Origin of the sequence: Streptomyces sp. NBC_01197, from assembly GCF_036010505.1 — a bacterium.
GTDB lineage: Bacteria > Actinomycetota > Actinomycetes > Streptomycetales > Streptomycetaceae > Streptomyces.
Window position 1 is genome coordinate 3051823 of the sequence record NZ_CP108569.1, and the last position, 26449, is coordinate 3078271.

The 26449-nt window shown below is 68.8% G+C and carries 23 protein-coding genes and 1 pseudogene; 8 read left to right on the forward strand and 16 right to left on the reverse strand.

What is annotated here, in order from left to right:
* Positions 1-108: 108 nt before the first annotated feature.
* The 14 genes from nuoN to OG452_RS13870 form a co-directional block, all read right to left on the reverse strand.
* Positions 109-1761 carry an NADH-quinone oxidoreductase subunit NuoN gene (gene nuoN / locus OG452_RS13805; protein ID WP_327295907.1) on the reverse strand — a complete coding sequence of 551 codons (1653 nt, stop codon included), beginning with the start codon at positions 1759-1761 and terminating at the stop codon, positions 109-111.
* The gene (locus OG452_RS13810) at positions 1758-3395 is read right to left on the reverse strand and encodes an NADH-quinone oxidoreductase subunit M (RefSeq protein WP_327295908.1); all 1638 of its coding nucleotides are present in this window, start codon (positions 3393-3395) and stop codon (positions 1758-1760) included. Before OG452_RS13810 ends, nuoN begins: the two co-directional genes overlap by 4 nt.
* 5 nt (positions 3396-3400) lie before the next feature.
* Positions 3401-5347, reverse strand: coding sequence for an NADH-quinone oxidoreductase subunit L (gene nuoL, locus OG452_RS13815; RefSeq protein WP_327295909.1), 1947 nt, complete (start codon positions 5345-5347; stop codon positions 3401-3403).
* Positions 5348-5361: 14 nt separating this feature from the next.
* Positions 5362-5661 carry an NADH-quinone oxidoreductase subunit NuoK gene (gene nuoK / locus OG452_RS13820; RefSeq protein ID WP_129773108.1) on the reverse strand — a complete coding sequence of 100 codons (300 nt, stop codon included), beginning with the start codon at positions 5659-5661 and terminating at the stop codon, positions 5362-5364.
* Positions 5658-6542, reverse strand: coding sequence for an NADH-quinone oxidoreductase subunit J (locus OG452_RS13825; RefSeq protein ID WP_327295910.1), 885 nt, complete (start codon positions 6540-6542; stop codon positions 5658-5660). Before OG452_RS13825 ends, nuoK begins: the two co-directional genes overlap by 4 nt.
* On the reverse strand, positions 6539-7192 hold the full coding sequence (nuoI, locus tag OG452_RS13830; RefSeq protein WP_327295911.1) for an NADH-quinone oxidoreductase subunit NuoI: 654 nt from the start codon (positions 7190-7192) through the stop codon (positions 6539-6541). The genes OG452_RS13825 and nuoI overlap by 4 nt, the downstream gene beginning before the upstream one ends.
* Complete coding sequence (gene nuoH, locus OG452_RS13835; RefSeq protein ID WP_327299618.1) at positions 7185-8516, reverse strand: NADH-quinone oxidoreductase subunit NuoH; 1332 nt, start codon at positions 8514-8516, stop codon at positions 7185-7187. The genes nuoI and nuoH overlap by 8 nt, the downstream gene beginning before the upstream one ends.
* Before the next feature lie 35 nt (positions 8517-8551).
* The gene (locus OG452_RS13840; RefSeq protein ID WP_327295912.1) at positions 8552-11095 is read right to left on the reverse strand and encodes an NADH-quinone oxidoreductase subunit G; all 2544 of its coding nucleotides are present in this window, start codon (positions 11093-11095) and stop codon (positions 8552-8554) included.
* A complete protein-coding gene (nuoF, locus tag OG452_RS13845) occupies positions 11092-12477 on the reverse strand; it encodes an NADH-quinone oxidoreductase subunit NuoF (protein WP_327295913.1) in 1386 nt (461 codons plus the stop codon). Before nuoF ends, OG452_RS13840 begins: the two co-directional genes overlap by 4 nt.
* Positions 12477-13289 (reverse strand): NADH-quinone oxidoreductase subunit NuoE, encoded by an 813-nt coding sequence (gene nuoE, locus OG452_RS13850; protein ID WP_327299619.1) that lies wholly within the window; start codon positions 13287-13289, stop codon positions 12477-12479. Before nuoE ends, nuoF begins: the two co-directional genes overlap by 1 nt.
* Positions 13290-13351: 62 nt before the next feature.
* On the reverse strand, positions 13352-14695 hold the full coding sequence (locus OG452_RS13855) for an NADH-quinone oxidoreductase subunit D (protein WP_327295914.1): 1344 nt from the start codon (positions 14693-14695) through the stop codon (positions 13352-13354).
* On the reverse strand, positions 14695-15417 hold the full coding sequence (locus OG452_RS13860; RefSeq protein WP_327295915.1) for an NADH-quinone oxidoreductase subunit C: 723 nt from the start codon (positions 15415-15417) through the stop codon (positions 14695-14697). Before OG452_RS13860 ends, OG452_RS13855 begins: the two co-directional genes overlap by 1 nt.
* Positions 15414-15968: a NuoB/complex I 20 kDa subunit family protein gene (locus OG452_RS13865; RefSeq protein ID WP_327295916.1), complete on the reverse strand. Its 555-nt coding sequence runs from the start codon at positions 15966-15968 to the stop codon at positions 15414-15416. Before OG452_RS13865 ends, OG452_RS13860 begins: the two co-directional genes overlap by 4 nt.
* 18 nt (positions 15969-15986) lie before the next feature.
* On the reverse strand, positions 15987-16346 hold the full coding sequence (locus tag OG452_RS13870) for an NADH-quinone oxidoreductase subunit A (RefSeq protein WP_250299117.1): 360 nt from the start codon (positions 16344-16346) through the stop codon (positions 15987-15989).
* Between the two features lie 878 nt (positions 16347-17224).
* Between OG452_RS13870 and OG452_RS13875 the strand changes: the two genes are divergently transcribed.
* The 5 genes from OG452_RS13875 to OG452_RS13895 all read left to right on the forward strand — a co-directional run bounded on the left by OG452_RS13875 (position 17225) and on the right by OG452_RS13895 (position 22234).
* Positions 17225-18037: a C40 family peptidase gene (locus OG452_RS13875; protein WP_327295917.1), complete on the forward strand. Its 813-nt coding sequence runs from the start codon at positions 17225-17227 to the stop codon at positions 18035-18037.
* A 270-nt stretch (positions 18038-18307) separates the two neighbouring features.
* Positions 18308-18988 carry a DUF899 family protein gene (locus tag OG452_RS13880; protein WP_327295918.1) on the forward strand — a complete coding sequence of 227 codons (681 nt, stop codon included), beginning with the start codon at positions 18308-18310 and terminating at the stop codon, positions 18986-18988.
* A gap of 215 nt (positions 18989-19203) precedes the next feature.
* Positions 19204-19722 carry a nuclear transport factor 2 family protein gene (locus OG452_RS13885; RefSeq protein ID WP_327295919.1) on the forward strand — a complete coding sequence of 173 codons (519 nt, stop codon included), beginning with the start codon at positions 19204-19206 and terminating at the stop codon, positions 19720-19722.
* A complete protein-coding gene (locus OG452_RS13890) occupies positions 19719-20555 on the forward strand; it encodes an SDR family NAD(P)-dependent oxidoreductase (protein ID WP_327295920.1) in 837 nt (278 codons plus the stop codon). The genes OG452_RS13885 and OG452_RS13890 overlap by 4 nt, the downstream gene beginning before the upstream one ends.
* A gap of 239 nt (positions 20556-20794) precedes the next feature.
* Positions 20795-22234 carry an RICIN domain-containing protein gene (locus OG452_RS13895; protein WP_327295921.1) on the forward strand — a complete coding sequence of 480 codons (1440 nt, stop codon included), beginning with the start codon at positions 20795-20797 and terminating at the stop codon, positions 22232-22234.
* Here the strand turns inward: OG452_RS13895 and OG452_RS13900 are convergent.
* Positions 22226-22375: pseudogene (locus OG452_RS13900) on the reverse strand (IS481 family transposase); the annotation flags it as partial. The gene OG452_RS13895 and the pseudogene OG452_RS13900 overlap by 9 nt on opposite strands.
* A 206-nt stretch (positions 22376-22581) precedes the next feature.
* Between OG452_RS13900 and OG452_RS13905 the strand changes: the two are divergent.
* A complete protein-coding gene (locus OG452_RS13905; protein WP_327295922.1) occupies positions 22582-23460 on the forward strand; it encodes a GNAT family N-acetyltransferase in 879 nt (292 codons plus the stop codon).
* Positions 23461-23680: 220 nt separating this feature from the next.
* Here the strand turns inward: OG452_RS13905 and OG452_RS13910 are convergent, their stop codons facing one another.
* Complete coding sequence (locus tag OG452_RS13910; RefSeq protein ID WP_327295923.1) at positions 23681-24424, reverse strand: TetR/AcrR family transcriptional regulator; 744 nt, start codon at positions 24422-24424, stop codon at positions 23681-23683.
* A 108-nt stretch (positions 24425-24532) separates the two neighbouring features.
* Here OG452_RS13910 and OG452_RS13915 point away from each other — a divergent pair, with 108 nt between their 5' ends.
* Both OG452_RS13915 and OG452_RS13920 read left to right on the forward strand, forming a co-directional pair.
* A complete protein-coding gene (locus OG452_RS13915) occupies positions 24533-25537 on the forward strand; it encodes an aldo/keto reductase (protein WP_327295924.1) in 1005 nt (334 codons plus the stop codon).
* Between the two features lie 72 nt (positions 25538-25609).
* On the forward strand, positions 25610-26221 hold the full coding sequence (locus OG452_RS13920; protein ID WP_327295925.1) for a flavodoxin family protein: 612 nt from the start codon (positions 25610-25612) through the stop codon (positions 26219-26221).
* Positions 26222-26449: the final 228 nt, after the last annotated feature.

Genomic DNA, 26449 nt, shown 5'->3' on the forward strand with positions numbered 1-26449 from the left:
CCCAGGTCAGCGACGTACGAAAGCCGTCGGGCGGGCCGGGGGACGCCCGGCCCGCCCGACGGCGGAGTTCGTACGGCGGAATTCCTGCCGCGGAGATCACAAGCCCGGCTACCGGACGAAGACCCCCGCCTGGCTCGCCAGGTCCAGGAAGTACTGCGGGGCGAGCCCCAGCACCAGCGTGACCACGACACCCACGGCGATCGTCGTCATCGTCAGCGGCGACGGGACGGCGACCGTCGGGCCGTCCGCCTTCGGCTCGCTGAAGAACATCAGCACGATGACCCGGATGTAGAAGAACGCCGCGATGGCGGACGAGATCACACCGACCACGACCAGACCGCTCGCCCCGCCGTCGGCCGCTGCCTTGAACACGGCGAACTTCCCGCTGAACCCGCTGGTCAGCGGGATGCCCGCGAAGGCCAGCAGGAAGACGGCGAAGACCGCGGCCACCAGCGGTGAACGCCGCCCGAGCCCGGCCCACTTGGAGAGATGGGTGGCCTCGCCGCCCGCGTCCCGGACCAGCGTGACCACGGCGAAGGCGCCGATCGTCACGAACGAGTACGTCACCAGGTAGAAGAGGACCGAGCTGACGCCCTCCGGTGTGGTGGCGATGACACCGGCCAGGATGAACCCGGCGTGCGCGATGGACGAGTAGGCCAGCATCCGCTTGATGTCGGTCTGCGTGATCGCGACGACCGCGCCGCCCAGCATGGTGATGATCGCGACGGCCCACATCACGGGCCGCCAGTCCCAGCGCATCCCCGGCAGCACCACGTACAGCAGCCGCAGCAGCGCACCGAACGCGGCGACCTTGGTGGCGGCCGCCATGAAGCCGGTGACCGGCGTCGGCGCACCCTGGTAGACGTCCGGGGTCCACATGTGGAACGGCACGGCGCCCACCTTGAAGAGCAGCCCGAGCAGGATCATCGCGCCGCCGATGAGCAGCAGCGCGTCGTTCCCCATGGTGTCGGCGAGCGCCGGGTCGACGTTCTGCACGGTGCCGTTGACCACGTCGGCGATCCGCGCGTACGAGACGGAGCCCGCGTACCCGTAGAGCAGGGCGATCCCGAAGAGCAGGAAGGCCGAGGAGAATGCCCCGAGCAGGAAGTACTTCACGGCCGCTTCCTGCGACATCAGCCGCTTGCGGCGGGCGACGGCGCAGAGCAGGTAGAGCGGAAGCGAGAAGACCTCCAGCGCGATGAAGAGCGTCAGCAGATCGTTGGCAGCCGGGAAGACGAGCATGCCACCGATGGCGAACAGGGCGAGCGGGAAGACCTCTGTGGTGGTGAACCCGGCCTTGACCGCAGCCTGTTCGCCGTCGCTGCCTGGTACGGCCGCGGCCTGCGCGGCGAAGGAGTCAGTACGGTTGCCGTGCACCTCCGGGTCGAGCCTGCGCTCGGCGAAGGTGAAAACGGCCACCAGCGAGGCCAGCAGGATGGTGCCCTGCAGGAAGAGCGCGGGCCCGTCGACCGCGACCGCGCCCATCGCCGCGATGTGCGCCTTGGTCGAGCCGTAACCGCCCGCCGCCAGCGCGACGACCGCCGCGAAGGAGGCGACGACCGCCACGACGCTCAGGAACACCTGGGCGTAGTAGCGGCTCTTGCGCGGTACGAAGGCCTCGACGAGGACGCTGAGCATCGCCGCACCGAGAATGATCAGCACGGGTGAGAGCTGCGCGTACTCGATGTGCGGGGTCGGGATCTTGCCGATGGGGCCGGCCGCCCCCGTTGTCCACAGGCTGTGGACAGCTGTTGCGCTCACTTCGCGGCCTCCACTGTGGGCTGGGGGTCCTTCTTCTGGACGTCGGACATGGTGTGCTTCACGGCCGGGTTGACGATGTCCGTCAGCGGCTTCGGATAGACGCCGAGGAAGACCAGCAGCGCGATCAGCGGCAGCACGACGACCAGTTCACGGACCTTGAGGTCCGCCATGCCCTGCACCGCCGCCCTGACCGGTCCAGTCATTGTGCGCTGGTAGAGGACCAGGACGTAGAGCGCGGCCAGCACGATGCCGACCGTCGCGATGATCCCGGCGGCCGGGTACGCGCTGAACGTGCCGACCAGGACCAGGAATTCACTGACGAAGGGCGAGAGGCCGGGCAGCGACAGGGTGGCGAGACCGCCGATCAGGAAGGTCCCGGCCAGCAGCGGGGCCACCTTCTGCACACCGCCGTAGTCGGCGATGAGCCGCGAGCCGCGCCGCGAGATCAGGAAGCCGGCCACCAGCATCAGGGCGGCTGTCGAGATCCCGTGGTTGACCATGTAGAGCGTCGCGCCCGACTGGCCCTGGGTGGTCATCGCGAAGATGCCCAGGATGATGAAGCCGAAGTGCGAGACCGAGGCATACGCGATCAGCCGCTTGATGTCACGCTGGCCGACCGCGACCAGCGCGCCGTAGACGATGCTGATCAGCGCGAGCACCAGGATCACCGGGGTGGCCCACTTACTCGCCTCCGGGAAGAGCTGGAGGCAGAAGCGCAGCATCGCGAACGTGCCGACCTTGTCGACCACGGCGGTGATCAGCACGGCGACCGGGGCGGTCGCCTCGCCCATCGCGTTGGGCAGCCAGGTGTGCAACGGCCAGAGCGGCGCCTTCACCGCGAAGGCGAAGAAGAAGCCGAGGAAGAGCCAGCGTTCGGTGCTGGTCGCCATGTGCAGCGAGCCGTTGGCCCGCGCGGCGACGATCTCCTGGAGGGAGAAGTTCCCCGCGACCACATAGAGGCCGATGACCGCGGCCAGCATGAGCAGGCCGCCGACCAGGTTGTAGAGGAGGAACTTGACTGCCGCGTACGAGCGTTGGGTCGCCGCCGCCTCGTCGCCCCCGCCCGACGCCTTGGCGGCGAATTGGGCGGGAGCCGCCCGGTCCCCGAAGCCGCCGATGAGGAAGTACATCGGGATGAGCATGGCTTCGAAGAGGATGTAGAAGAGGAATACGTCGGTGGCCTCGAAGGAGAGGATCACCATCGCCTCGACGGCCAGGATCAGGGCGAAGAAGCCCTGAGTCGGCCGCCACCGATAGGGCCGGGTCTCATTGGGGTCTCCCCTGCTCGAACGGAGTTGAGAGCTTGGGGAAGGATCGGCATCGTGCCAGCCCGCCAGCATGACGAACGGGATGAGCAGGGCGGTCAGGGCGATCATCGCGAGCCCGATGCCGTCCACCCCCAGCTCGTACCGCACGCCGAAGTCCTTGATCCAGGCGTGTGATTCGGTGAGCTGGTAGCGGGCGCCGCCGGGGTCGAAGCGGACGAGCTGGACGGCGCCCAGGGCGAGCGTGCCGAGCGAGAAGAGCAGCGCGAGCCACTTCGCCGCGGTGCGCCGCGCGGCCGGGACCGCGGCGGTGGCGATCGCACCGACCGCCGGAAGCGCGGCGGTCGCCGTCAGGAGAGGAAAGGACATGGTGATCAGACCGCCCTCATCAGCAGGGTCGCGGCGACGAGGATCACTGCGCCGCCGAACATCGAGGCCGCGTAACTGCGGGCGTAGCCGTTCTGCAGTTTGCGCAGCCGGCCCGAGAGCCCGCCGACCGAGGCGGCCGTGCCGTTGACGACGCCGTCCACCAGGGAGTGGTCGAGGTAGACCAGCGAGCGGGTGAGGTGTTCACCGCCGCGGACCAGGACCACATGGTTGAAGTCGTCCTGGAGCAGGTCGCGCCGGGCGGCGCGGGTGAGCAGCGAGCCCCTGGGGGCCACCGCTGGCACGGGCTTGCGTCCGTAGACGAGCCAGGCGATGGCGACGCCGATCACCAGGGTCACCATCGTCCCGGCGGTGACGACACCGGCGCTGACCGGTGAATTGCCCTCGGAGTGGCCGGTGATGGGCTCCAGCCAGTGCAGGAAGCGGTTGCCGATGCCGAAGAACGCGCCGGCGAAGACCGAGCCGAAGGCCAGGATGATCATGGGGATGGTCATCGACCTGGGCGATTCGTGCGGGTGCGGCTCGCTGTGCTCACCGCGGTGCTCAGCGGCGGGCTCGACACTCGGTTCGGCGGGGGAAGCGGTGGGTGTGTGGCGCCACCGCTCTTCACCGAAGAACGTCATCAGCATGACCCGTGTCATGTAGAACGCGGTGATGCCTGCGCCCAGCAGGGCCGCGCCGCCGAGGATCCAGCCCTCGGTGCCGCCCTTCGCGAAGGCCGCCTCGATGATCTTGTCCTTGGAGAAGAAGCCGGAGAGGCCGGGGAAGCCGATGATCGCCAGGTAGCCGAGGCCGAAGGTCACGAACGTCACCGGCATGTACTTCCGCAGGCCGCCGTACTTCCGCATGTCCACCTCGTCGTTCATGCCGTGCATGACCGATCCGGCGCCGAGGAAGAGTCCGGCCTTGAAGAAGCCGTGCGTGACGAGGTGCATGATCGCGAAGGCGTAGCCGATCGGGCCGAGGCCCGCCGCCATGATCATGTAGCCGATCTGCGACATGGTCGAGCCCGCGAGGGCCTTCTTGATGTCGTCCTTCGCACAACCGACGATCGCCCCGAAGAGCAGCGTGACCGCGCCGACCACCACGACGGCCAGCTGCGCGGTAGGGGCGGCGTTGAAGATCGCGCCGGAGCGGGTGATGAGGTAGACGCCCGCGGTCACCATCGTCGCCGCGTGGATCAGGGCCGAGACCGGGGTCGGGCCCTCCATCGCGTCACCGAGCCAGGACTGCAGCGGCACCTGCGCCGACTTGCCGCACGCGGCGAGCAGCAGCATCAGGCCGATGGCGGTGAGCTTGCCCTGCGACGCGCCCCCCACGGAGTGCAGGACCGGGCCGAAGGCGAAGGTCCCGAACGTGGTGAACATCAGCATGATCGCGATCGACAGGCCCATATCGCCGACGCGGTTGACGATGAAGGCCTTCTTGGCCGCCGTCGCCGCGGACGGCTTGTGCTGCCAGAAGCCGATCAGCAGGTACGAGGCGAGGCCGACGCCCTCCCAGCCGACGTACAGCAGCAGGTAGTTGTCGGCCAGGACCAGCAGCAGCATCGCCGCGAGGAAGAGGTTCAGATAGCCGAAGAAGCGGCGGCGCCGCTCGTCGTGCTCCATGTAGCCGATCGAGTAGATGTGGATCAGTGTGCCCACACCGGAGATCAGCAGGACGAACGTCATCGACAGCTGGTCGAGCTGGAAGGCGGCGTCGGCCTTGAAGCCGGCCACCGGGATCCAGCTGAACAGGTGCTGGTGCAGGGTGCGGTGGTCCGCGCTCTTCCCCAGCATGTTGACGAAGAGGACGGCCGCCAGCACGAAGGACGCGGCGGCGAACAGCGTGCCCAGCAAGTGGCCGGCACGGTCGAACCGCCGCCCACCGCAGAGCAGTACCGCCGCTCCGAGCAAAGGCGCTGCGATCAGCAGCGCAATCAGGTTCTCCACTGTTCAGCGTCCCCTTACAGCTTCATCAGGCTGGCGTCGTCGACCGAGGCCGAGTGGCGGGAACGGAAGAGCGACACGATGATCGCGAGCCCGACCACGACCTCCGCGGCGGCAACGACCATCGTGAAGAACGCGATGATCTGGCCGTCCAGGTTTCCGTGCATACGGGAGAAGGCGACGAACGCGAGGTTGCAGGCGTTGAGCATCAGCTCCACGCACATGAAGACCACGATGGCGTTCCGCCTGATCAGCACCCCGGCCGCGCCGATGGTGAACAACAGCGAGGCGAGATAGAGATAGTTGACCGGATTCACTTCGCCTCCTCCTCTTCCCGGTCGGGCCGGTCGGACCGACCGGCCCGGTCACCCTCGGACCCGTTGCGGTCCCCGGCGATCCCGGCGTCGTGGCCGTGTCCCGACGTACGGCCGAGCCGCTCCTCGGAGCGCTGCTCCAGCGCCCTGAGGTCCGCCATGGCCTGGCTCGACACATCGCGGATCTGGCCCCGCTGACGCAGGGTCTGCATGACGGTGAGCTCCGACGGGGTCCCGTCCGGGAGCAGTCCCGCGACATCCACGGCGTTGTGCCGGGCGTAGACCCCGGGGGCGGGCAGCGGCGGCAGCTGCTTGCTGCGTACGCGGTCCTCGGACATCTGCCGCTGGGTCCTGGCCTGTTCGGTGCGCTCCCGGTGGGTGAGCACCATCGCACCGACGGCCGCCGTGATGAGCAGCGCGCCGGTGATCTCGAAGGCGAAGACGTACTTGGTGAAGATGAGGGCCGCGAGACCCTGCACATTGCCGTTGGCGTTGGCCTTGCCCAGGCCCGTGAAGGTCTTGAGCGAGGCGTTGGCGATACCGGCGATCAGCAGGATCCCGAAGCCGAGCCCGCAGAGCACGGCCAGCCAGCGCTGGCCCTTGATGGTCTCCGTGAGCGAGTCGGCCGCGGTGACGCCGACCAGCATGACCACGAAGAGGAAGAGCATCATGATCGCGCCGGTGTAGACGATGATCTGGACGACGCCCAGGAAGTACGCGCCGTTGGCGAGGTAGAACACCGCCAGGATGATCATGGTCCCGGCGAGGCTCAGCGCGCTGTGCACAGCCCGCCGCATCATTACGGTGCAGAGCGCGCCGATAACGGCGACCGTGCCCAGCACCCAGAACTGGAACGCCTCACCGGTGGAGGTCAGGGAGTTCACGCCTGCGCCCCCTCGTTCGGTGCCCCGGCCGCGGCCGTCGGCCCGGCCGTCTCGCCCTTGGAGACCGCGGTCTGGCGGACCGTACCGGGGGCGGCCTCGGTCACCAGGCCCCGGTAGTAGTCCTGTTCGTCGGTGCCCGGGAAGATCGAGTGCGGGGAGTCGACCATGCCCTCGTCCAGACCGGCGAGCAGCTGCTCCTTGGTGTAGATCAGATTGGCGCGGCTGCTGTCGGCCAGCTCGAAGTCGTTGGTCATCGTCAGCGCCCTGGTGGGGCAGGCCTCGATGCAGAGTCCGCACAGGATGCAGCGGGCGTAGTTGATCTGGTAGACGCGGCCGTACCGCTCGCCCGGGGAGTAGCGCTCCTCCTCGGTGTTGTCCGCGCCCTCCACATAGATCGCGTCCGCCGGGCAGGCCCAGGCGCACAGCTCGCACCCGATGCACTTCTCCAGTCCGTCCGGATGCCGGTTGAGCTGGTGCCGCCCGTGGAAGCGGGGCGCCGTCGTCTTCTCCTGCTCCGGGTACTGCTCGGTGAGCCGCTTCCTGAACATGGCCTTGAAGGTCACGCCGAAGCCGGCCACCGGGTTCTGCCACGGAGCCTTGGGGTCCTGGGGGGTCCCGCCCCCAGAAGCCTCATTAGAGCGGTCAGGCATCGTCAGCCTCCTTTCCGTCACTCACAGTGTCCACGCCGCCACTGACAATCAGCTCCCGATCCGTGCGTGAGCGCCGCCGGGGTACCGGCGGAAGGGTCTGTCCCGGCAGCGGCGGTACGGGGAAGCCGCCGGCCATCGGGTCGAAGGCCGGCCCCGGGCCCGCGGCTTCCTCGGCGGCCCGCCCCTGCTTCTCCTGCTTGTCACGGAAGATGTCGTAGACGAAGGAGAGCAGCAGGATCGCCACGACGGCCCCGGCTCCGTAGAGCACGATCCGGGAGTAGTCGTAGTTGTCGTTGCGCAGCGCCCGCACGGTCGCCACCAGCATCAGCCAGACCACGGAGACCGGGATGAGGACCTTCCAGCCGAGCTTCATCAACTGGTCGTAGCGCACGCGTGGAAGCGTGCCGCGCAGCCAGATGAAGAAGAAGAGGAGGAGCTGGACCTTGATGACGAACCAGAGCATCGGCCACCAGCCGTGGTTCGCGCCCTCCCAGAAGGTGGAGATCGGCCACGGGGCCCGCCAGCCGCCCAGGAAGAGCGTCGCGGAGACCGCCGACACGGTGACCATGTTGACGTACTCGGCCAGCATGAACATCGCGAACTTGATGGACGAGTACTCGGTGTTGAAGCCGCCGACCAGGTCGCCTTCGGACTCCGGCATGTCGAACGGGGCGCGGTTGGTCTCACCGATCATCGTGACGATGTAGATGATGAAGGAGACCGGCAGCAGCACGATGAACCAGCGGTCCTTCTGCGCGTCCACGATCGCCGAGGTCGACATCGACCCCGAGTAGAGGAAGACGGAGGCGAAGGCGGCGCCCATCGCGATCTCGTAGCTGATCATCTGCGCGCAGGAGCGGAGTCCGCCGAGCAGCGGGTACGTCGATCCGGAGGACCAGCCGGCCAGGACGATGCCGTAGATGCCGACCGAGGCGACCGCGAGGATGTAGAGCATCGCGATCGGCAGGTCGGTGAGCTGCATCGTCGTACGGTGGCCGAAGATCGACACCTCGTTGCCCGACGGGCCGAAGGGGATCACCGCGATCGCCATGAAGGCGGGTACCGCGGCGACGATCGGCGCGAGGACGTAGACCAGCTTGTCCGCCCGTTTGACGACCAGGTCCTCCTTCAGCATCAGCTTGATGCCGTCGGCGAGCGACTGGAGCATGCCCCAGGGGCCGTGCCGGTTGGGGCCGATGCGCAGCTGCATCCAGGCGACGACCTTGCGCTCCCACACGATGGAGAAGAGCACGGTGATCATCAGGAAGGCGAAGCAGAAGACGGCCTTGAGGACAACCAGCCACCAGGGGTCCCGTCCGAACATCGACAGGTCCTCGGTCGCTGCGAGGTAGTAGTTCGTCACGCCTCCACCTCCGTCGTGGCCGCGGGTGCGGCTGGTGCGGCCGGTGCGGCGGAGATCCGCACCAGTTCGCCCGGGCGGGCGCCGGTGTCGCGCAGGACGCCGCCGCCCGTCGAGTTCAGCGGGAGCCAGACCACCCGGTCGGGCATCTCGGTGATCCGGAGCGGCAGTTGTACGCCGCCCGCGGGGCCGGTGACGGCGAGGACGTCGCCGTCCTTGACGCCCGTCTCGTCGGCGGTCGCGGCCGACAGCCGGGCGACCGCCGCGTGCCGGGTGCCGGCCAGCGCGTCGTCGCCCTGCTGGAGCAGCCCCAGGTCGAGCAGCAGCCGGTGGCCCGCGAGTACCGCCTCCCCCTCGGAGGGCGGGGGCAGCGGAGCGACTGTGCCGGCCGGGTCGCCCGCGTACTGCCCGGTCCAGGCGCCGAGCCGGTCCATCTCGTCGCGTACGGACGCGATGTCCGGCAGCGCGAAGTGGCTGAGCCGGTCAGCGCCTCCGACGGCGGCGAGCGCGTCGGCGAGCATGTGCAGCACCCGCGAGTCGGCCGGGGCCAGGGTGCGTGTCATGTGCTCGGGCTTGAGTGACGCCTCGAAGACCCGTGCCCTGCCTTCCCAGTTGAGGAAGGTGCCTGCCTTCTCGGCGACGGCGGCCACCGGGAGGACCACGTCGGCGCGGTCGGTGACCGCGCTGGGCCGCAGTTCGAGCGAGACCAGGAAGCCGACCTTGTCGAGCGCCTCCTCGGCCCGCGCCGGGTCGGGGAGGTCCGCGGTCTCGACACCCGCGACGAGCAGCGCGCCCAGTTCGCCGGTGGCGGCCGCTTCGAGGATCTGTCCGGTGTCCCGGCCGAAGCGGTGCGGGAGTTCGCGTACGCCCCAGACCGCGGCCACCTCCTCGCGGGCCCGCGGATCGGTGGCGGGGCGGCCGCCGGGCAGCAGCGCGGGGATCGCGCCCGCCTCGACGGCGCCGCGCTCCCCGGCCCTGCGGGGCACCCAGACCAGGGCGGCGCCGGTGGCGGCCGCCGTGCGTACGGCGGCGGTGAGCGCGCCGGGTACGGCGGCGAGCCGTTCGCCGACGATGATCACCGCGCCTTCCGTACGGAGGGCTTCGGCGGCCTGCTGGCCTTCGGCGTCCAGGCCGACCCCGCCCGCGATGGCGTCCAGCCACTCGGTCTCGGTACCGGGCGCTGCGGGCAGCAGCGTGCCGCCCGCCTTCTCCAGGCCGCGTGTGGCGTAGGGGGCGAGGGAGAAGGTGCGCTGCCCGTGACCGCGGTGCGCCTTGCGCAGCCGCAGGAAGATGCCGGGGGCCTCCTCCTCGGACTCGAATCCGGCGAGCAGGACGGCCGGGGCCTGTTCCAGCGAGGTGTGGGTGACGCCGCTCCCTCCCCCTAGGTCCCTGCCGCGGCCCGCGACCCGGGCGGCCAGGAAGTCGGCCTCCTCGGCGGAGTGCACCCGGGCGCGGAAGTCGACGTCGTTGGTGTCGAGGGCGACACGCGCGAACTTGGCGTAGGCGTACGCGTCCTCGACGGTGAGGCGGCCGCCGGTCAGGACGCCGGCCCGGCCGCGCACCGCCGCGAGGCCGTTCGCGGCCCGCTCCAGCGCCTCCGGCCAGCTGGCCGCTTCCAGTACGCCGTGCTCGTTCCGTACGAGCGGGGTGGTGAGCCGGTCCGGGCGCTGGGCGTAGCGGAACGCGAAGCGCCCCTTGTCGCAGAGCCACTCCTCGTTGACCTCGGGGTCGTTGTCGGCGAGCCGCCGCATGACCTTGCCGCGCCGGTGGTCGGTGCGGGTCGCGCAGCCGCCCGCGCAGTGTTCGCACACCGAGGGCGACGACACCAGGTCGAAGGGGCGGGAGCGGAACCGGTAGGCCGCCGAGGTCAGCGCGCCGACCGGGCAGATCTGGATGGTGTTGCCGGAGAAGTACGACTCGAACGGGTCGCCCTCACCGATCCCCACCTGCTGGAGCGCGCCGCGTTCGACCATCTCGATCATCGGGTCGCCGGCGATCTGGTTGGAGAAGCGGGTGCAGCGGGCGCAGAGCACGCACCGCTCGCGGTCGAGCAGCACCTGGGTCGAGATCGGTACGGGCTTCTCGAAGGTCCGCTTCTTGCCCTCGAAGCGGGAGTCGGAGTTGCCGTGCGACATCGCCTGGTTCTGCAGCGGGCACTCGCCGCCCTTGTCGCAGACCGGGCAGTCCAGCGGGTGGTTGATGAGGAGCAGTTCCATCACACCGTGCTGGGCCTTCTCGGCGACCGGCGAGGTGAGCTGCGACTTGACGACCATGCCGTCGGTGCAGGTGATGGTGCAGGAGGCCATCGGCTTGCGCTGGCCCTCGACTTCGACGATGCACTGGCGGCAGGCGCCCGCGGGGTCGAGGAGCGGGTGGTCGCAGAAGCGCGGGATCTCGATGCCGAGCTGTTCGGCGGCGCGGATGACCAGGGTCCCCTTCGGGACGGAGATCGCGATGCCGTCGATGGTCAGCGACACCAGGTCCTCGGGCGGCACTGCTGCCTCACCGCCCCCGGAGGGAGCGCTGTTCGTCGTCACTGTCATGCGTTCACCTCCGAGATGTGCCGGGGCTCGTCGGCCCAGACGGTCGACAGGGCAGGGTCGAACGGGCAGCCCTTGCCGGTGATGTGCTGCTCGTACTCCTCGCGGAAGTACTTGAGCGAGGAGAAGATCGGCGAAGCGGCGCCGTCGCCGAGCGCGCAGAACGACTTGCCGTTGACGTTGTCGGCGATGTCGTTGATCTTGTCGAGGTCGGACATCTCGCCTTTCCCGGCTTCGATGTCGCGGAGCAACTGGACGAGCCAGTACGTCCCTTCGCGGCAGGGCGTGCACTTGCCGCAGGACTCGTGCGCGTAGAACTCGGTCCAACGGGTGACGGCCCGCACCACACAGGTCGTCTCGTCGAAGCACTGGAGAGCCTTGGTGCCGAGCATCGATCCGGCGGCGCCCACGCCCTCGTAGTCCAGCGGCACGTCGAGGTGCTCGTCGGTGAACATCGGGGTCGAAGAGCCGCCCGGCGTCCAGAACTTGAGCCGGTGGCCGCGCCGCATGCCGCCGCTCATGTCGAGCAGCTGGCGCAGGGTGATGCCGAGCGGGGCCTCGTACTGGCCGGGGCTGGTGACGTGCCCGCTGAGCGAGTACAGCGTGAACCCGGCGGACTTCTCGGTGCCCATCGACTTGAACCAGTCCTTGCCCCGGTTCAGGATCGCGGGAACCGACGCGATGGACTCCACGTTGTTCACCACAGTGGGACATGCGTAGAGGCCGGCGACAGCGGGGAAAGGAGGCCGGAGCCTGGGCTGGCCGCGGCGGCCTTCCAGGGAGTCGAGGAGTGCGGTCTCCTCACCACAGATGTACGCGCCCGCCCCCGCGTGCACGGTGATGTCGAGGTCGAGTCCGCTGCCCAGGATGTCCTTGCCGAGGTAGCCCGCCTCGTACGCCTCGCGGACCGCTTCGTGCATCCGCCGCAGTACGGGGACGACTTCGCCGCGCAGATAGATGAAGGCGTGTGCGGATCTGATCGCGTAGCAGGCGATCACGATGCCCTCGATGAGGGAGTGCGGGTTGGCGAAGAGGAGAGGGATGTCCTTGCAGGTTCCCGGCTCCGATTCGTCGGCGTTGACGACGAGGTAGTGCGGCTTTCCATCACCCTGCGGGATGAACTGCCACTTCATCCCGGTGGGGAAGCCTGCGCCGCCGCGGCCGCGCAGGCCCGAGTCCTTGACGTAGGCGATGAGGTCGTCGGGCGCCATGGCGAGGGCCTTCTTCAGCCCCTCGTACCCGTCGTGCCGTTTGTACGTCTCCAGGGTCCAGCACTCCGGCTGGTCCCAGAAGGCGGAGAGTACGGGGGTGAGCAGCTTCTCGGGGCTGGTCTCGCCGTCGCCCTCGCCGTTCCCGCTGCCGTTGAGCTCGGTTGCCACGCTCATCACTCCCCCTCCTCTGTCACGGGGCCTGCCGGGTGCTCCGGGTCTGACGCCGAGGTCTTCTGCGGTGCGTCGTGCGAGCTGAGGTGCTCGGAGCCGGGCTGGGGAGGAGCCTTCGGTGAGCCGCCGCGCGGGGACACCACGCGCGCCTGCGGCGCCTCGCCCTTCGCGAGCCGCAGGCCCACCAGCGACGCGTGTCCCGCGCCGCCGGTCGACTCGACCGCTCCGTCCCGCTCGTCGGGGAAGCCGGCCAGGATCCGGGAGGTCTCCTGGTAGGTGCAGAGCGGCGCGCCCCGGGTCGGGGCGACCTGCTGTCCGTCCCGGAGGTCGTCGACGAGCTGCTTCGCGGACTCGACGGTCTGGTTGTCGAAGAACTCCCAGTTGACCATCAGGACCGGCGCGAAGTCGCAGGCCGCGTTGCACTCGATGTGCTCCAGCGTGACCTTGCCGTCCTCGGTGGTCTCCCCGTCGCCGATGTCGAGGTGCTCGCGCAGCGCGGAGTAGATGGCGTCGCCGCCCATCACCGCGCAGAGGGTGTTGGTGCAGACGCCCACCTGGTAGTCGCCGCTCGGCTTGCGCCGGTACATCGAGTAGAAGGTGGACACCGCGGTGACCTCGGCGGTGGTCAGTTCCAGCGACTCCGCGCAGAACCGGACACCGGTCCGGGTGACGTACCCCTCCTCGGCCTGCACCAGGTGCAGCAGCGGGAGCAGCGCGGACCTGCTGTCCGGGTAGCGGGCGATGATCTCCTTGGCGTCCGCGTCGAGCCTGGCGCGTACGTCGGCCGGGTAATCGGGGGCGGGGAGCTGGGGCATGCCCAGGCTCGTCGGGGCGGCCGATGCCGCCGGAGTCGCCGGAGCCGCCGAATGAGCTTCCGTCATCGGTCGACGCCTCCCATCACGGGGTCGATGGACGCGACGGCGACGATGACGTCGGCGACCTGGCCGCCCTCGCACATCGCCGCCATCGCCTGGAGGTTGGTGAAGGACGGGTCGCGGAAGTGGACGCGGTAGGGGCGGGTGCCGCCGTCCGAGACCATGTGGACGCCCAGTTCGCCCTTGGGCGACTCGACGGCGGTGTACGCCTGTCCGGCCGGGACCCGGAAGCCCTCGGTCACCAGCTTGAAGTGGTGGATCAGGGCCTCCATGGAGGTGCCCATGATGTTCTTGATGTGGTCCAGCGAGTTGCCGAGTCCGTCCGGGCCGAGCGCGAGCTGCGCGGGCCAGGCGATCTTCTTGTCGGCGACCATGACCGGGCCCGGCTCCAGCCGGTCCAGGCACTGCTCGACGATCCGCAGCGACTGGCGCATCTCTTCGAGGCGGACCAGGAAACGGCCGTACGCGTCACAGGTGTCGGCGGTCGGCACCTCGAACTCGTAGTTCTCGTAGCCGCAGTACGGGTCGGTCTTGCGCAGGTCGTGCGGGAGGCCCGCGGAGCGCAGGATCGGCCCGGTCGCGCCGAGCGCCATGCAGCCGGCCAGGTCGAGATAGCCGACGTTCTGCATACGCGCCTTGAAGATCGGGTTGCCGGTGGCGAGCTTGTCGTACTCCGGCAGGTTCTTGCGCATCGTCCTGAGGAACTCGCGCAGCTGGTCCACGGCGCCGGGCGGCAGGTCCTGGGCCAGTCCGCCAGGCCGGACGAACGCGTGGTTCATCCGCAGGCCGGTGATCAGCTCGAAGAGGTCGAGGATGAGTTCACGGTCCCGGAAGCCGTAGATCATGATCGTCGTCGCGCCCAGCTCCATGCCGCCGGTGGCGATGGCCACCAGGTGCGAGGCGAGCCGGTTGAGCTCCATCAGCATGACCCGGATCACCGAGACGCGGTCGGGGATCTGCTCCTCGATGCCGAGCAGCTTCTCGACGCCCAGGCAGTACGCCGTCTCGTTGAAGAACGGCGTCAGGTAGTCCATGCGCGTGACGAAGGTGGTGCCCTGGACCCAGGTCCGGTATTCGAGGTTCTTCTCGATGCCGGTGTGCAGATAGCCGATGCCGCAGCGGGCCTCGGTGACGGTCTCGCCGTCGATCTCCAGGATGAGCCGGAGCACACCGTGCGTGGACGGGTGCTGCGGCCCCATGTTGACGACGATGCGCTCGTCGTCGGCCTTGGCCGCGGACTGGACGACCTCGTCCCAGTCGCCGCCGGTGACTGTATATACAGTCCCCTCGGTCGTCTCGCGGGCCGAGGCGGCCGAGGCGCGGGGAGCTTCACTGGAAGTGGTCATCAGGTGTACGACCTCCGCTGGTCCGGAGCAGGGATCTGGGCGCCCTTGTACTCGATGGCGATCCCGCCCAGGGGGTAGTCCTTGCGCTGCGGGAAGCCCTGCCAGTCGTCCGGCATCATGATCCGGGTGAGGGCGGGGTGGCCGTCGAAGATCAGGCCGAAGAAGTCGTAGACCTCGCGCTCGTGCCAGTCGTTCGTCGGGTAGACGGTGACCAGCGACGGGATGTGCGGGTCCGCGTCCGGCGTGCCGACCTCCAGCCGGATCAGCCGGCCGTGGGTGATCGAGCGCAGGTGGTAGACCGCGTGGAGTTCGCGGCCCTTGTCGCCGGGGAAGTGCACGGCGCTGACACCGGTGCAGAGTTCGAAGCGCAGGGCCGGGTCGTCGCGCAGTGTCCTCGCCACGGTCAGCAGGTGCTCGCGGTCGATGTGGAAGGTGAGTTCGTCCCGGTCGACGACCGTCTTCTCGATGGCGTTCTCCGGGACGAGCCCCTGCTCCTCCAGCGCGCCCTCCAGCTCGTCGGCGACCTCGTCGTACCAGCCGCCGTAGGGGCGGTTCGTGGCTCCGGGCATGGCCACGGTCCGTACGAGACCGCCGTATCCGCTGGTGTCCCCGCCGTTGCGGGCGCCGAACATCCCCTTGCGTACGCCGATGACCTCACCGTCTTCGCCGCGCGGGGCGGGCGCCGCGCCGTTCTCTTCGCGCTGCTCTTCGTCGCCGCTCACCGCAGCAGCCCCTTCATCTCGATCGTCGGGAGCGCCTTGAGGGCCGCCTCCTCCGCCTCGCGGGCCGCTTCGACCTGATTGACCCCGAGCTTGGAGCTCTGGATCTTCTGGTGGAGCTTGAGGATGGAGTCCATCAGCATCTCGGGACGCGGCGGGCAACCGGGCAAATAGATATCAACCGGGACGATATGATCTACACCCTGAACAATTGCGTAATTATTGAACATGCCGCCTGAAGACGCACAAACCCCCATGGAGATAACCCACTTGGGGTTGGGCATCTGGTCGTACACCTGCCGCAGGACGGGCGCCATCTTCTGGCTCACCCGCCCGGCCACGATCATCAGGTCCGCCTGCCGCGGCGAACCGCGGAAGACCTCCATGCCGAACCGCGCGAGGTCGTAGCGGCCCGCACCCGTCGTCATCATCTCGATGGCGCAGCAGGCGAGGCCGAACGTGGCCGGGAAGACGGAGGACTTCCGCACCCAGCCGGCGGCCTGTTCGACGGTGGTCAGCAGAAATCCGCTCGGCAGCTTCTCTTCGAGTCCCATGGTGTGCTCCTCAGCCCCTCAGTCCCATTCCAGACCGCCGCGCCGCCACACATACGCGTAGGCGACGAAGACGGTGAGCACGAAGAGCAGCATCTCGACGAGCCCGAAAAGCCCCAGGGAGTCGAAGGTGACCGCCCAGGGGTAGAGGAAGACGATCTCGATGTCGAAGACGATGAACAGCATCGCCGTCAGGTAGTACTTGATGGGGAAACGGCCACCTCCGGCCGGCGTGGGTGTCGGTTCGATACCGCACTCGTACGCCTCGAGCTTCGCCCGGTTGTAGCGCTTGGGACCGATAAGCGTGGCCATGACCACGGAGAAGATCGCAAACCCCGCCCCGAGGGCGCCGAGCACGAGGATGGGCGCGTAGGCATTCACGCTCCTCGCTCCTTCCAGTCGTCCTTGACCGTTGGACCGCATCGGGCCGGCTCGTCCGCCTCGCTCCCCCGCCGTCCTGACGAAGATCGCGAATATGTGAAGCAGGTCACAAGCCCGACTGCTCCGCATCCTATGCCCGCCGGTCTGTGATCTGCGACACGGGGTACGACAACGCCTTTGTGATCTCCACCACCTGACGAAGGATCATCAAGTCGGATGACCGGTGATCTTCATACGTGAAGCGCCCGAGTGGTCACGAGACGTGACATCTCACTGCGTCAGCGCTGGTCGAGAGCGTGCGTCACTATCAAGTAGTGGCTCTTCCATGCAAATTGGCGATGGACACGGATGGGTGATATCGGAACTTCGGCTCGGCAGAGGGAGGCGCCCGGCAGCCGCAGGGCGGTGCGTGCACGCGTTCACTAGCGGGCCCGGGGGTAACTACGGGGGCGACAACGGAGGCGATCGCGAAGGCACCGCAGGGTCGGCCCGGACACGATCCCGAAGCGGTCCGACAAGCACCCCGGACGCGATCCGGAAGAGTGAGCAGAAGAGAGGCGGAGGAGCGGCATCCGCGGCTTCGGTCGCGGACGCAGCACCGGCGCCCTCCGGTTCGCGGCAGCCATGTGACCTGCCTCACCCGGCCCGGGTGCGGAAGAAGCAGGGCTTGGCCAACCTCGTGAACGGATGGTAGGCGTCGGGCAATTCGGGCGTATTGCAGAAAGCCCATGATCACGACCTTGATCGCGCCCGCCCGTATTGCCCGTTTCGGCGTCAATAAAGGCCGCAGGCAACCGGAATGGAGTGTTCCAGTCGTAACTGTGGCGCAACACACGTTTGTTGAAGCCACCCCGGAATGCCTGATAGCGGTAGTGCTCATGTCCCACACCGCTCACATACCCAGCCACCGGAAGCCCCGCCGCAGCAGCGCAGCCAGGACCGCGCTCCGTGCCGGAGTCGCCGGTGGCGTTCTCAGCACCATCGCAGTGGCGGGTGCCGCTGGTTCGGCGAACGCGGCCGAGCCGGTGAACGAGAGCACCATCCAGATGCCCACCCTCAGCGCGGCCCAGGTAGCCGACGTCACGGAGCAGGTCGCCTCCGACCTCCAGCAGCAGGCCCAGCAGGACACCGCGGCCCAGGAGGCCGCCAAGGCCGCCAAGAAGGCCCACACGGAGGCCGTGCACAAGGCGGAGGCCAAGAAGAAGGCCGAAGCGAAGGCCAAGGCCGAGGCCAAGGCGAAGGCCGAGGCCGCCGCGCGCGCCTCTCGCTCGTCCGCCCGTACGGCGCTGCACGCCGTCACCACGGCCGCCAGCTCGTCCACCTCCTCGCTGGGCTCCGGCTCCGTCGCGTCCATCGTGAGCTTCGTGAAGTCCCACATCGGCGACGCGTACGTCATGGGCGGCACCGGCTCCAGCTCATGGGACTGCTCGGGTCTGGTCCAGGCCGCGTACAAGAACGTGGGTGTCGACCTCCCCCGCGTCTCCCAGGGCCAGTCGACCGCGGGCACCCAGGTCTCGCTGAGCAACCTGCAGCCCGGCGACATCCTCTACTGGGGCAGCTCCGGCAGCGCGTACCACGTGGCCATCTACGTCGGCGGCGGCCAGTTCGTCGGCGCGCAGAACCCGAGCACCGGTGTGGTCGAGCGCCCCCTGAGCTACGACCAGCCGACCGGCGCGGTCCGCGTCCTCTGAGTCCGCGTCCTCTGAGTCTGCGTCTTCCGAGGCTGCGTCCTCCGAGTCCGCGTCCTCCGAGTCCGGCGCCTGAGCCTCCGGGCATCTGAGCACCGTTTGCGTCTGGCCGAAGGGCCGTCACTTCCCCCGCTCGGGAGTGGCGGCCCTTCGGCGTACGGCGGCGGCGGAGTGGCCCGGCCGTTTCGCTGCCCGGTACGCCCGTTACGTGGGCATACGCTGCTGCGCCGGAGCGAATACGGCCACCAGACAGCGACTCAGCCGGAGGTAGCGATGCGTCAGACCGGTCTCGCCGGGGAATCGGCCGAATACATCAGTGCCCGGGAGGAACTGGGGCGGGCCGAGATCGAGCTGATGCGCCACCGCGAACGCGTCGCGGACCTGCGTCGCCGGCTCCCGCTGGGCCCGGTCGTCGACGACTACGTATTCGAGGAGGGCCCGGCCGATCTGCAGGCCGGTGACGGACCGGTGAAGACCGTGCGCCTGGCTGAACTCTTCACCCGGCCCGGACGGGACCTGATCGTCTACCACCTCATGTACGGCAAGAAGCAGACCGAACCGTGCCCCATGTGCACGATGTGGATCGACGGCTTCAACGGGGTGGCCCGCCACGTGGCGCAGAACGCCGATCTGGCGATCGTCGCCGCGGCTGGCCTGCCCGAGCTCCGCGCGCACGCCCGAAACCGGAAGTGGACGAACCTGCGTCTGCTCAGCGCCGGTTCCAGCACCTTCAAGTCCGACCTGGGCAGCGAGGACGCCGACGGCGTCCAGGACTCGCAGGTGTCCGTGTTCACCCGCGACGACGACGGGTCCGTACGCCACGTCTACTCGGCCCACCCACGGATGTCCGACGACATCGACCAGCGGGGCATCGACCTGCTGAGCCCGGTTTGGCACCTTCTCGACCTCACCCGCCGGGGGCGGAAGGACTGGTTCGCGGCGCTGCGCTACTAGGGCCTGCCGGACGCGAAGGCCACGGCCGCCCGGGCAGGAACGCCGCGACCGCCCGGGCAGGACGCGGCAACCGTCCGTACAGGCGCCGACAGCAGGCCCCTGTCGCCCGCCCCGGTATCCGCTTCTCCCACTGACAGGGAAACCGCCGTGGCCCCCGCCCGTGTCCGCCGCATACCGTCTCGGCCGACCCATCCGTCCGCCGAGAGGAGCCGGCGATGCCGTCGCCGTCCGCCGCCCCACCGAGCCCGGATCTTGCCGAGCGTGTTGCCCGGTTGGAGGCGCGCCAGGAGATCGAGGAGCTGAAGTACCGCTACCTGCGCGCGTGCGACCACAAGGACCCCGAGGAGTTCCGCGCCTGTTTCATCCGTGCGGGCGCCGACATCGACTACGGCGAACTGGGCTCCTTCGCCACCGTCGATGACCTCGTCACCCTCTTCAGCCGGATCGCGCTGGCCCGCGGCACCGAGGGCCACATCGTCCTGGACATGCACCACGGCCTGCACCCGCAGATCACCTTCCGCTCACCCACCGAGGCCAGCGGCCGCTGGACGCTGCGCTTCCGGCAGCGCAATCTCGCCGAGGAGACCGAGCGGGTGATGTGCGGTGAGTACGACGACCGGTACGTCGTCGAGGACGGCGCATGGCGCCTGGCCAGGCACCACTTCCGCACCCTGTGGTCCCTGAGCCGCCCGCTGCCCCAGGGGTACGCCGTCGACCAGGGAGGGTTTCAGTGACCGGGGCGACCGTGACGCGCGTCGCGCTGGTCACCGGTACCGGCAAGGGCGTCGGCCGGGGCATCGCCACCGCGCTCGGCGCGCACGGCTGGACCGTCTACGTCACCGGCCGGGGCGAGCCAGATCCGGGCAGCCCGCAGGCGGAGACCGTCCGCCGGGTCACAGAGGCCGGCGGCGAGGGCATCGGCCTGCGCTGCGACCACCGCGACGACTCACAGGTCGAGGCAGTGATCGCGCGGATCACGGGCGAGCGAGGCCGACTTGACCTGCTGGTCAACAACGTATGGGTGGCGCCCGACGGCATGGCCGGATTCGACGAGCCGTTCTGGACCCGGCCCGTCTCCGACTGGGAGCCGCTGGTCGGCATCGGGCTGCGCGCCCACTACGTCGCATCGGTGCACGCGGCCCGTCACATGGTGGCCCGCGGCAGCGGTCTGATCGTCAACATCTCCTCGTTCGGCGCCCGGGCCCCGCTGCACTCGGTGCTCTACGGCATCTCCAAGGCGGGCCTGGACAAGATGGCCGCCGACATGGCGCACGAACTGCGCGCGTCGGGGGTGTCGGCGCTCTCCCTCTGGCCCGGCCTGGTGCGTACGGACGGGCTGGTCGAGGCCGGTGTGAAGGAGGTGGCCGGGTTCCGGCTGGCGGACGCCGAGTCACCCGGATTCGTCGGCTCCGTCATCGCCCGCCTCGCGGACGACGACCGGTTGCCGGAGCGCAGCGGGCACACGTATGTCGTCGCCGAACTCGCCGAGGAGTACGGAGTGACCGAACCCGACGGCCGACGGGCCGCCTCACACCGAACGGCCTTCGGCGGCGGCCCGCTGTACTGACCGGCCGACCGGGGTGGCGGGGCGGCGGGCCCTGAGCGCGCCGGCGCGGGTCAGCGTGCGGGGCCGGATCTGAACGGTGTGGTTCGGACGGCCCCCGGCGCGGGTCAGCGTGCGGGGGCCGGATCTGAACGGTGTGGTTCGGACGGCGACGCGAAGGGCAGCCGGAAGGGCCGCCCAGGGCATCGGCCCTGCCCCGCAGGCCGATGACACCATGTCATGGCCTTGACTAGTGTCCGGGGGTGAGCATCTGGACTTCTCTGGAGCCTGCTTCCACCACGGTGGACCCGGGCAGTACGGCCACCGTGCGGCTACGGCTGCGCAACACGGGCGACGTCGTCGACGAGTACCGGTGCGTACCCGTCGGTGACCTGGCCCCGTACGTGACCGTCGAACCACCGACCATCCGACTTTTCCCCGGCACCACCGGCACCGTGGACCTCACGTTCGCCCCGCCACGCACCCCCGACGCCATCGCCGGACCCAACCCGTACGGCGTCCAGGTCATCCCCACCGAACACCCCGAGGCGACCACCGTCCCCGAGGGCAACGTCACCATCACCCCCTTCTCCGAAATCCGCGCCGAACTCGTCCCCCACACCGTCAAGGGCCGATTCCGCGGACGCCCCAAGCTCGCGATCGACAACCTCGGCAACACCAAGCTCACCGCCTCGGTCAACGGCAGCGAGAACGGCGACCAGCTCTCGTACGAGATCCTCCCGGCCAACGTCCAGATCGAACCCGGCCGCGCCGCCTTCGTACGCGCCACCCTCCGCCCCCGCCAGATCACCTGGTTCGGCCGCAAACAGGACCGCCCCTACCGCCTCGCCATCCAGCGCTCCGGCACCAAACCCCACGACGTCGACGGCCTCTACGTCCAACGCGGCGTACTCCCCCGCTGGCTCGCCACCGTCTTCGCGATCTTCATGGCCATCGCCATCGTCTTCGTCATGTACTGGTTCACCCACAAACCCACCGTCGCCACCCGCGCCGTGGCGAAGGTCGAGCAGGCAGGTGCCATCCCCGCCCCGACCCCCACGCCGAGTCTGCCGCCACCCGCGGCCAGCGAGCCCCCACCGCCCTCCCCGTCCGCTCCCAACCCGGACGCCGGCAACAGCGGCGGTGGAAACGGAGGCAGCGGAGGCGGAGGCGGAGGCGGCGCACCCAAGAAGAAGCCCGATCCGGCGAACGCCAAACACGTGGAGATCAAGAACTCGGTCACCCACCTGTGCGCCGAACTCCCCGGCAGGGACAAGGGCCAGATCGGCGGCCCGGTCCAGGAGAGCGACTGCAACCCCACGGACCAGGACAACCAGATCTGGGACCTGGAGGTCCAGCGCCCGCACGGCGGCCCGAACAACAACAGCCTCTTCCAGATCCGCAACATCAAGGACAGCCTCTGCATGGACCTGCCAGAGGGAGGCGCTCAGCCGGTCGGGGCCCAGGTGTCCGAGTTCACCTGCGCCGGCACCAATCCCGACAACCAGCTGTGGTGGCTGGAGAAGCAGGACGACGGCCACTACTGGTTCCACAACTACGCGAGCGACGGGCTCTGCCTCAACGTCGACGGTTACAGCCATCCCGGTCAGCCGGTCACCACCAAGAACCGGCTCACCCTGCACCAGTGCAGCAACAACGATGACCGGGAGTGGGACATCATCAAGGTCGCCCCTGGCCTGTAACCCCGCGAGTTTGTTGACGCGGGTGACGGGTGGCCGACCGGCGAGTGCGGTGTGGCAGCGGTGGTGGTTGTTGTTGTAGGTGTGGCGGAAGTCTGCCAGGGCGTCGGGGCGTTCGGTGTTGCTGGTGCAGAGCCGCAGGAAGCGAACGCTTCAACCGCACCCTGCTCGCCGAACGCGCCTACCCGTTGACCGTTGCCGAGGAACCGATCGGCCAGCTAAGTTCACCCAGCGGTCCATCTCGTTCCGGACCGGTGCTGTCGACGAGGAGGTGTGGAGCACATGCGCAGGAGTGCCCAGCAGTTGTGCCCGCGTACTGACCTTTGCCACCTCCTCACGACGGAGACGCCTTGCCGATTCGCATCACCCCACTGACCGACCCCGCTCATGGGGCGCACAGCCGACGCCTTGCCTGGCTGGCGTCCGACGCCGATTCCATCCCCGTCGGGACGGCCTTTCTGCGCCTCTTCGATGGCGGACAGGCGCACCTGGCCGAATTGACCCTCCACGTCCATCCCACGGAGCGCCGCGAGGGCGTCGGCTCCCGACTCCTCGACACAGCTGTGGCCGCCGCCCGGGACAACGCCCGATCCTGCGTCACCGCGCAGGCCGAGGCCGGCTCGCCCGGCGACCGCTTCCTGTCGGACCGCGGGTTCCGCGAGGTGCTCACTCTGAGGTTCGCCCGCTTGCCCCTGGCCGGCGTGGACCCCACCACCCTCGCCGAGATCGTCGAGCGTCCGCATCCCGGCTACCGCCTGGCTTCATGGCAGGGAACCGTTCCCGACGATCTCGCCCAGACGTTCGCCGCCTCACGCCGTGCTATGGACGACATGCCCATGGAAGACACCGACTACGGCGCCGTGACCTGGGACGTGGACCGGGTCCGGGCCGCGGCGAAGGCCGTGCAGGACCGCGGCGACCAGCTGCACACGGTCGTCGCCATCGACACGACCGACGACTCGATCGCCGGGTTCACAGAACTCGTCGTCTCCGGCAGTGGCACGGGTGATGGCCAGCACTACGGCACCGGCGTGCTGCCCGAGCACCGCGGACACGGCCTCGGCCGATGGATGAAGGCCGAGTCGATCCGACAAGCCCTCGGACGCTATCAAGACCTCGGTGGCCTCCTGACCGACACCGCCGACAGCAACACGCACATGAGGCACATCAGCGACAGCCTCGGCTACGTGCCCACACACACGACACTCCAGTACCAACTCGACCTGTAGAGACCATCGGACGACGGGCCGGACCTGGGCATCACCTGGTCCGGCCCGTCGGCATTTTCACAACAGGGGTTCTCAAGGTCGAGTCCGCATCCGGGAAGGTGCGCCTGGACCTGTCCCGGATGGTTATCGAACCTGCGGAGAGCCCCTCCACGCACAAGACCACCTCGTCGGCGTCTCCAGACCGCGTCTTCGGCGTCTCCTCAGAAGGCTCATCGGGTTGTCATCGGCTCAGGATGGTCAGCCAGTCACGCAACAGCGCTGCTTCGGTGGTTCTGAACCCGGCGTCCGCGACGGGGTCGGCGCCGCGGCCGTCACCGACAGCAGCCAGCAGCGCCTGAGCCCGGTCGGCGATTCTCGTTCGGGCGTCGGCCGCCGGTTCGGTGCTGACGATCGAGTCGATGACGGTGTCACGCAGCCCGGTGAGCGGGGCCGGGTCGCGGTCGCCCTCGGGCTGCGCCAGCAGCAGCAGCACGGCTCCGGTCGTCGACGCCTCGATGGCCCGAGCAGCCGTCTCGACCGGAACGCGGAGCCGGCCCTGCTCGCGGGCCCGTTCGAGCAGACGGCGCAGGATCTCGGCGTTCTCCTGGGCGGCGGCCGGGCGGCGCCCCGGGCGCAGGTTGCCGTACATCAGGGCGTAGGAAGCGGGATTGCTCAGCCCGAAGTCGACGTGGATGTTCCAGCCGCGCCGGATGTCGTCGATCGCATCCTCGCTCGGTTCCAGTCCCCGCTTTTCGGCCAGATAGCTCTCGAACACGTAGCTGCCGAGGGCGTCGAGCAGGCCGTCCTTGTCCCCGAACAAGCGATACAAGGCAGGTGTCTGCACCCCGGCGGCGGTCGCGACCGCCCGCGTCGAGATGCCGGCCGGGCCGTGCTCGGTCAGCAGCTCGGCCGCCGCCTGCAGGATCGCTTCCTGCTGGTCACGTCGTTCCGCACCCGTCTCGGGCGAGCCAAGGTCCCTGCGCATATGTCGATGGTAACAAGATTCCGTTGACATTGACGCTGACACCGATACGTGATTAACGTTGACGGCGTCACCACGGATAGCGACTCGTTACGATCACTAGGAGGTCTCATGACGAACCAATCCATATCGACCGTCCGGCTCGGCTCCGACGGCCCCGTCGTCGGCGCGCAAGGGCTGGGCTGCATGGGGATGAGCGAGTTCTACGGCGACACCGACGACGACTCGGCCCGCCGGACCCTCGACGCCGCCCTGTCCGCCGGTGTCACCTTGTTCGACACCGCCGACATGTACGGCCAGGGCGACAATGAGCGTTTCCTCGCCCCGTTCGTCGGCGCCCACCGGGACGACGTCGTCATCGCGACCAAGTTCGGCAACGTCCGCGCCGATGACGGATCGATGTCGATCAGCAACGACCCCGCCTATATCCGCCGTGCCGTCGACGCCAGCCTGACGCGGCTGGGCATCGAGGTCATCGACCTCTACTACATGCACCGCCGCGACCCGGCCGTCGCGCTGGCCGACTCCGTCGGAACGATGGCCGAGCTCGTCCAGGCCGGCAAGGTCCGCCATCTCGGCCTGTCCGAGGTCACCGGCGACGAACTGCGCGAAGCCCACGCGCACCACCCGATCAGCACCGTGCAATCGGAGTGGTCGCTGTTCACCCGCGACATCGAACGCAGCCTCGTACCCACCGCCGCCGAACTCGGCGTCGGCGTGGTCGCCTACTCCCCGCTCGGTCGCGGCCTCCTCACCGGCGCCCTACCAAGCGAGTTCGCCGCCGGCGACGTCCGCTCCCGGTTCCCCCGCTTCACCGGCGAGAACGCCCAACGCAACGCAGCGCTCCTGCACCCCATCACCACGATCGCCGCCGACCGCGGCGCCGCCCCCGCACAGGTCGCGCTGGCCTGGCTGCACCAGCAAAGCGCCGTCCACAACCTCACCGTCGTGCCGATCCCCGGCACCCGGCGCCCGAACCGCCTGCAAGAAAACCTCGCCGCACTCGAACTCACCCTCACCGCCGACGAACTAGCGCAACTCGAACCCATCGCCGCCCAGGTCACCGGCGACCGGTACCCCGACATGACCGAGACAGCCAACGCCCGCGAAACCTGACCAGCCGACCGCACCCACGAACCACCACGGACCACCATGGACCACCACGGACCCAGGAACGGAACAACAATCATGACCAGCATCACCGTCGGTATCGCCTACACCTCCGGCTACGGCCACACCCGCGAACTGGCAAACGCCGTCGCCCAGGGAGCCGCATCAGTACCCGGCACAATCGTCGAAATGATCGACGTCGCCACCATCACCGACGACGACTGGCGCACCCTCGACCGGTGCGACGCGATCATCTTCGGCAGCCCGACCTACATGGGCAGCGCCTCCGGCGCCTTCCACACCTTCGCCGAAGCCACCTCCGCACGGTGGATGACCCGCGCCTGGCAGGACAAAATAGCCGCCGGATTCACCAACTCCGGCTCCATGAGCGGCGACAAACTGCACACCCTGCAGTACTTCTCGATGCTCGCCGCCCAGCACGGCATGCACTGGATCAGCCTCGGCCTGCTCCCTGGCTGGAACACCACCACCGCCAGCGAACACGACCACAACCGACTCGGGTTCTACCTCGGCGCCGGCGCCCAGACCTGGAACGACCAGGGCCCCGAAGCCGTCCACGGCTCCGACCTGTCCACCGCCCGTCACCTCGGGCAGCGAGTAGCCACCCACACCAGCCGGTTCGCAGACACCCTCGACCTCACCGACAGCCCCGCCGCCACAGCTGGCTGAGGTCATTCGAGGGGCGCAGCAAACGGCGCGCTTCCGTCGTTCACGGGGCCGTTTCGAGCGTGAACCAGACGGACTTGGACCCGATCGGATCCGGTCAGCTCCAGGATCCCGCAGCCCCGCCGCCCCCTGCACGCCTGCGAAAATCGACGCAGTAACGATAAAAATCGACATCGTGTAGACTTTTACTGAAGGGAGCGGCCAGGCTCCTCGCGAGACCTCCCTGGAGGA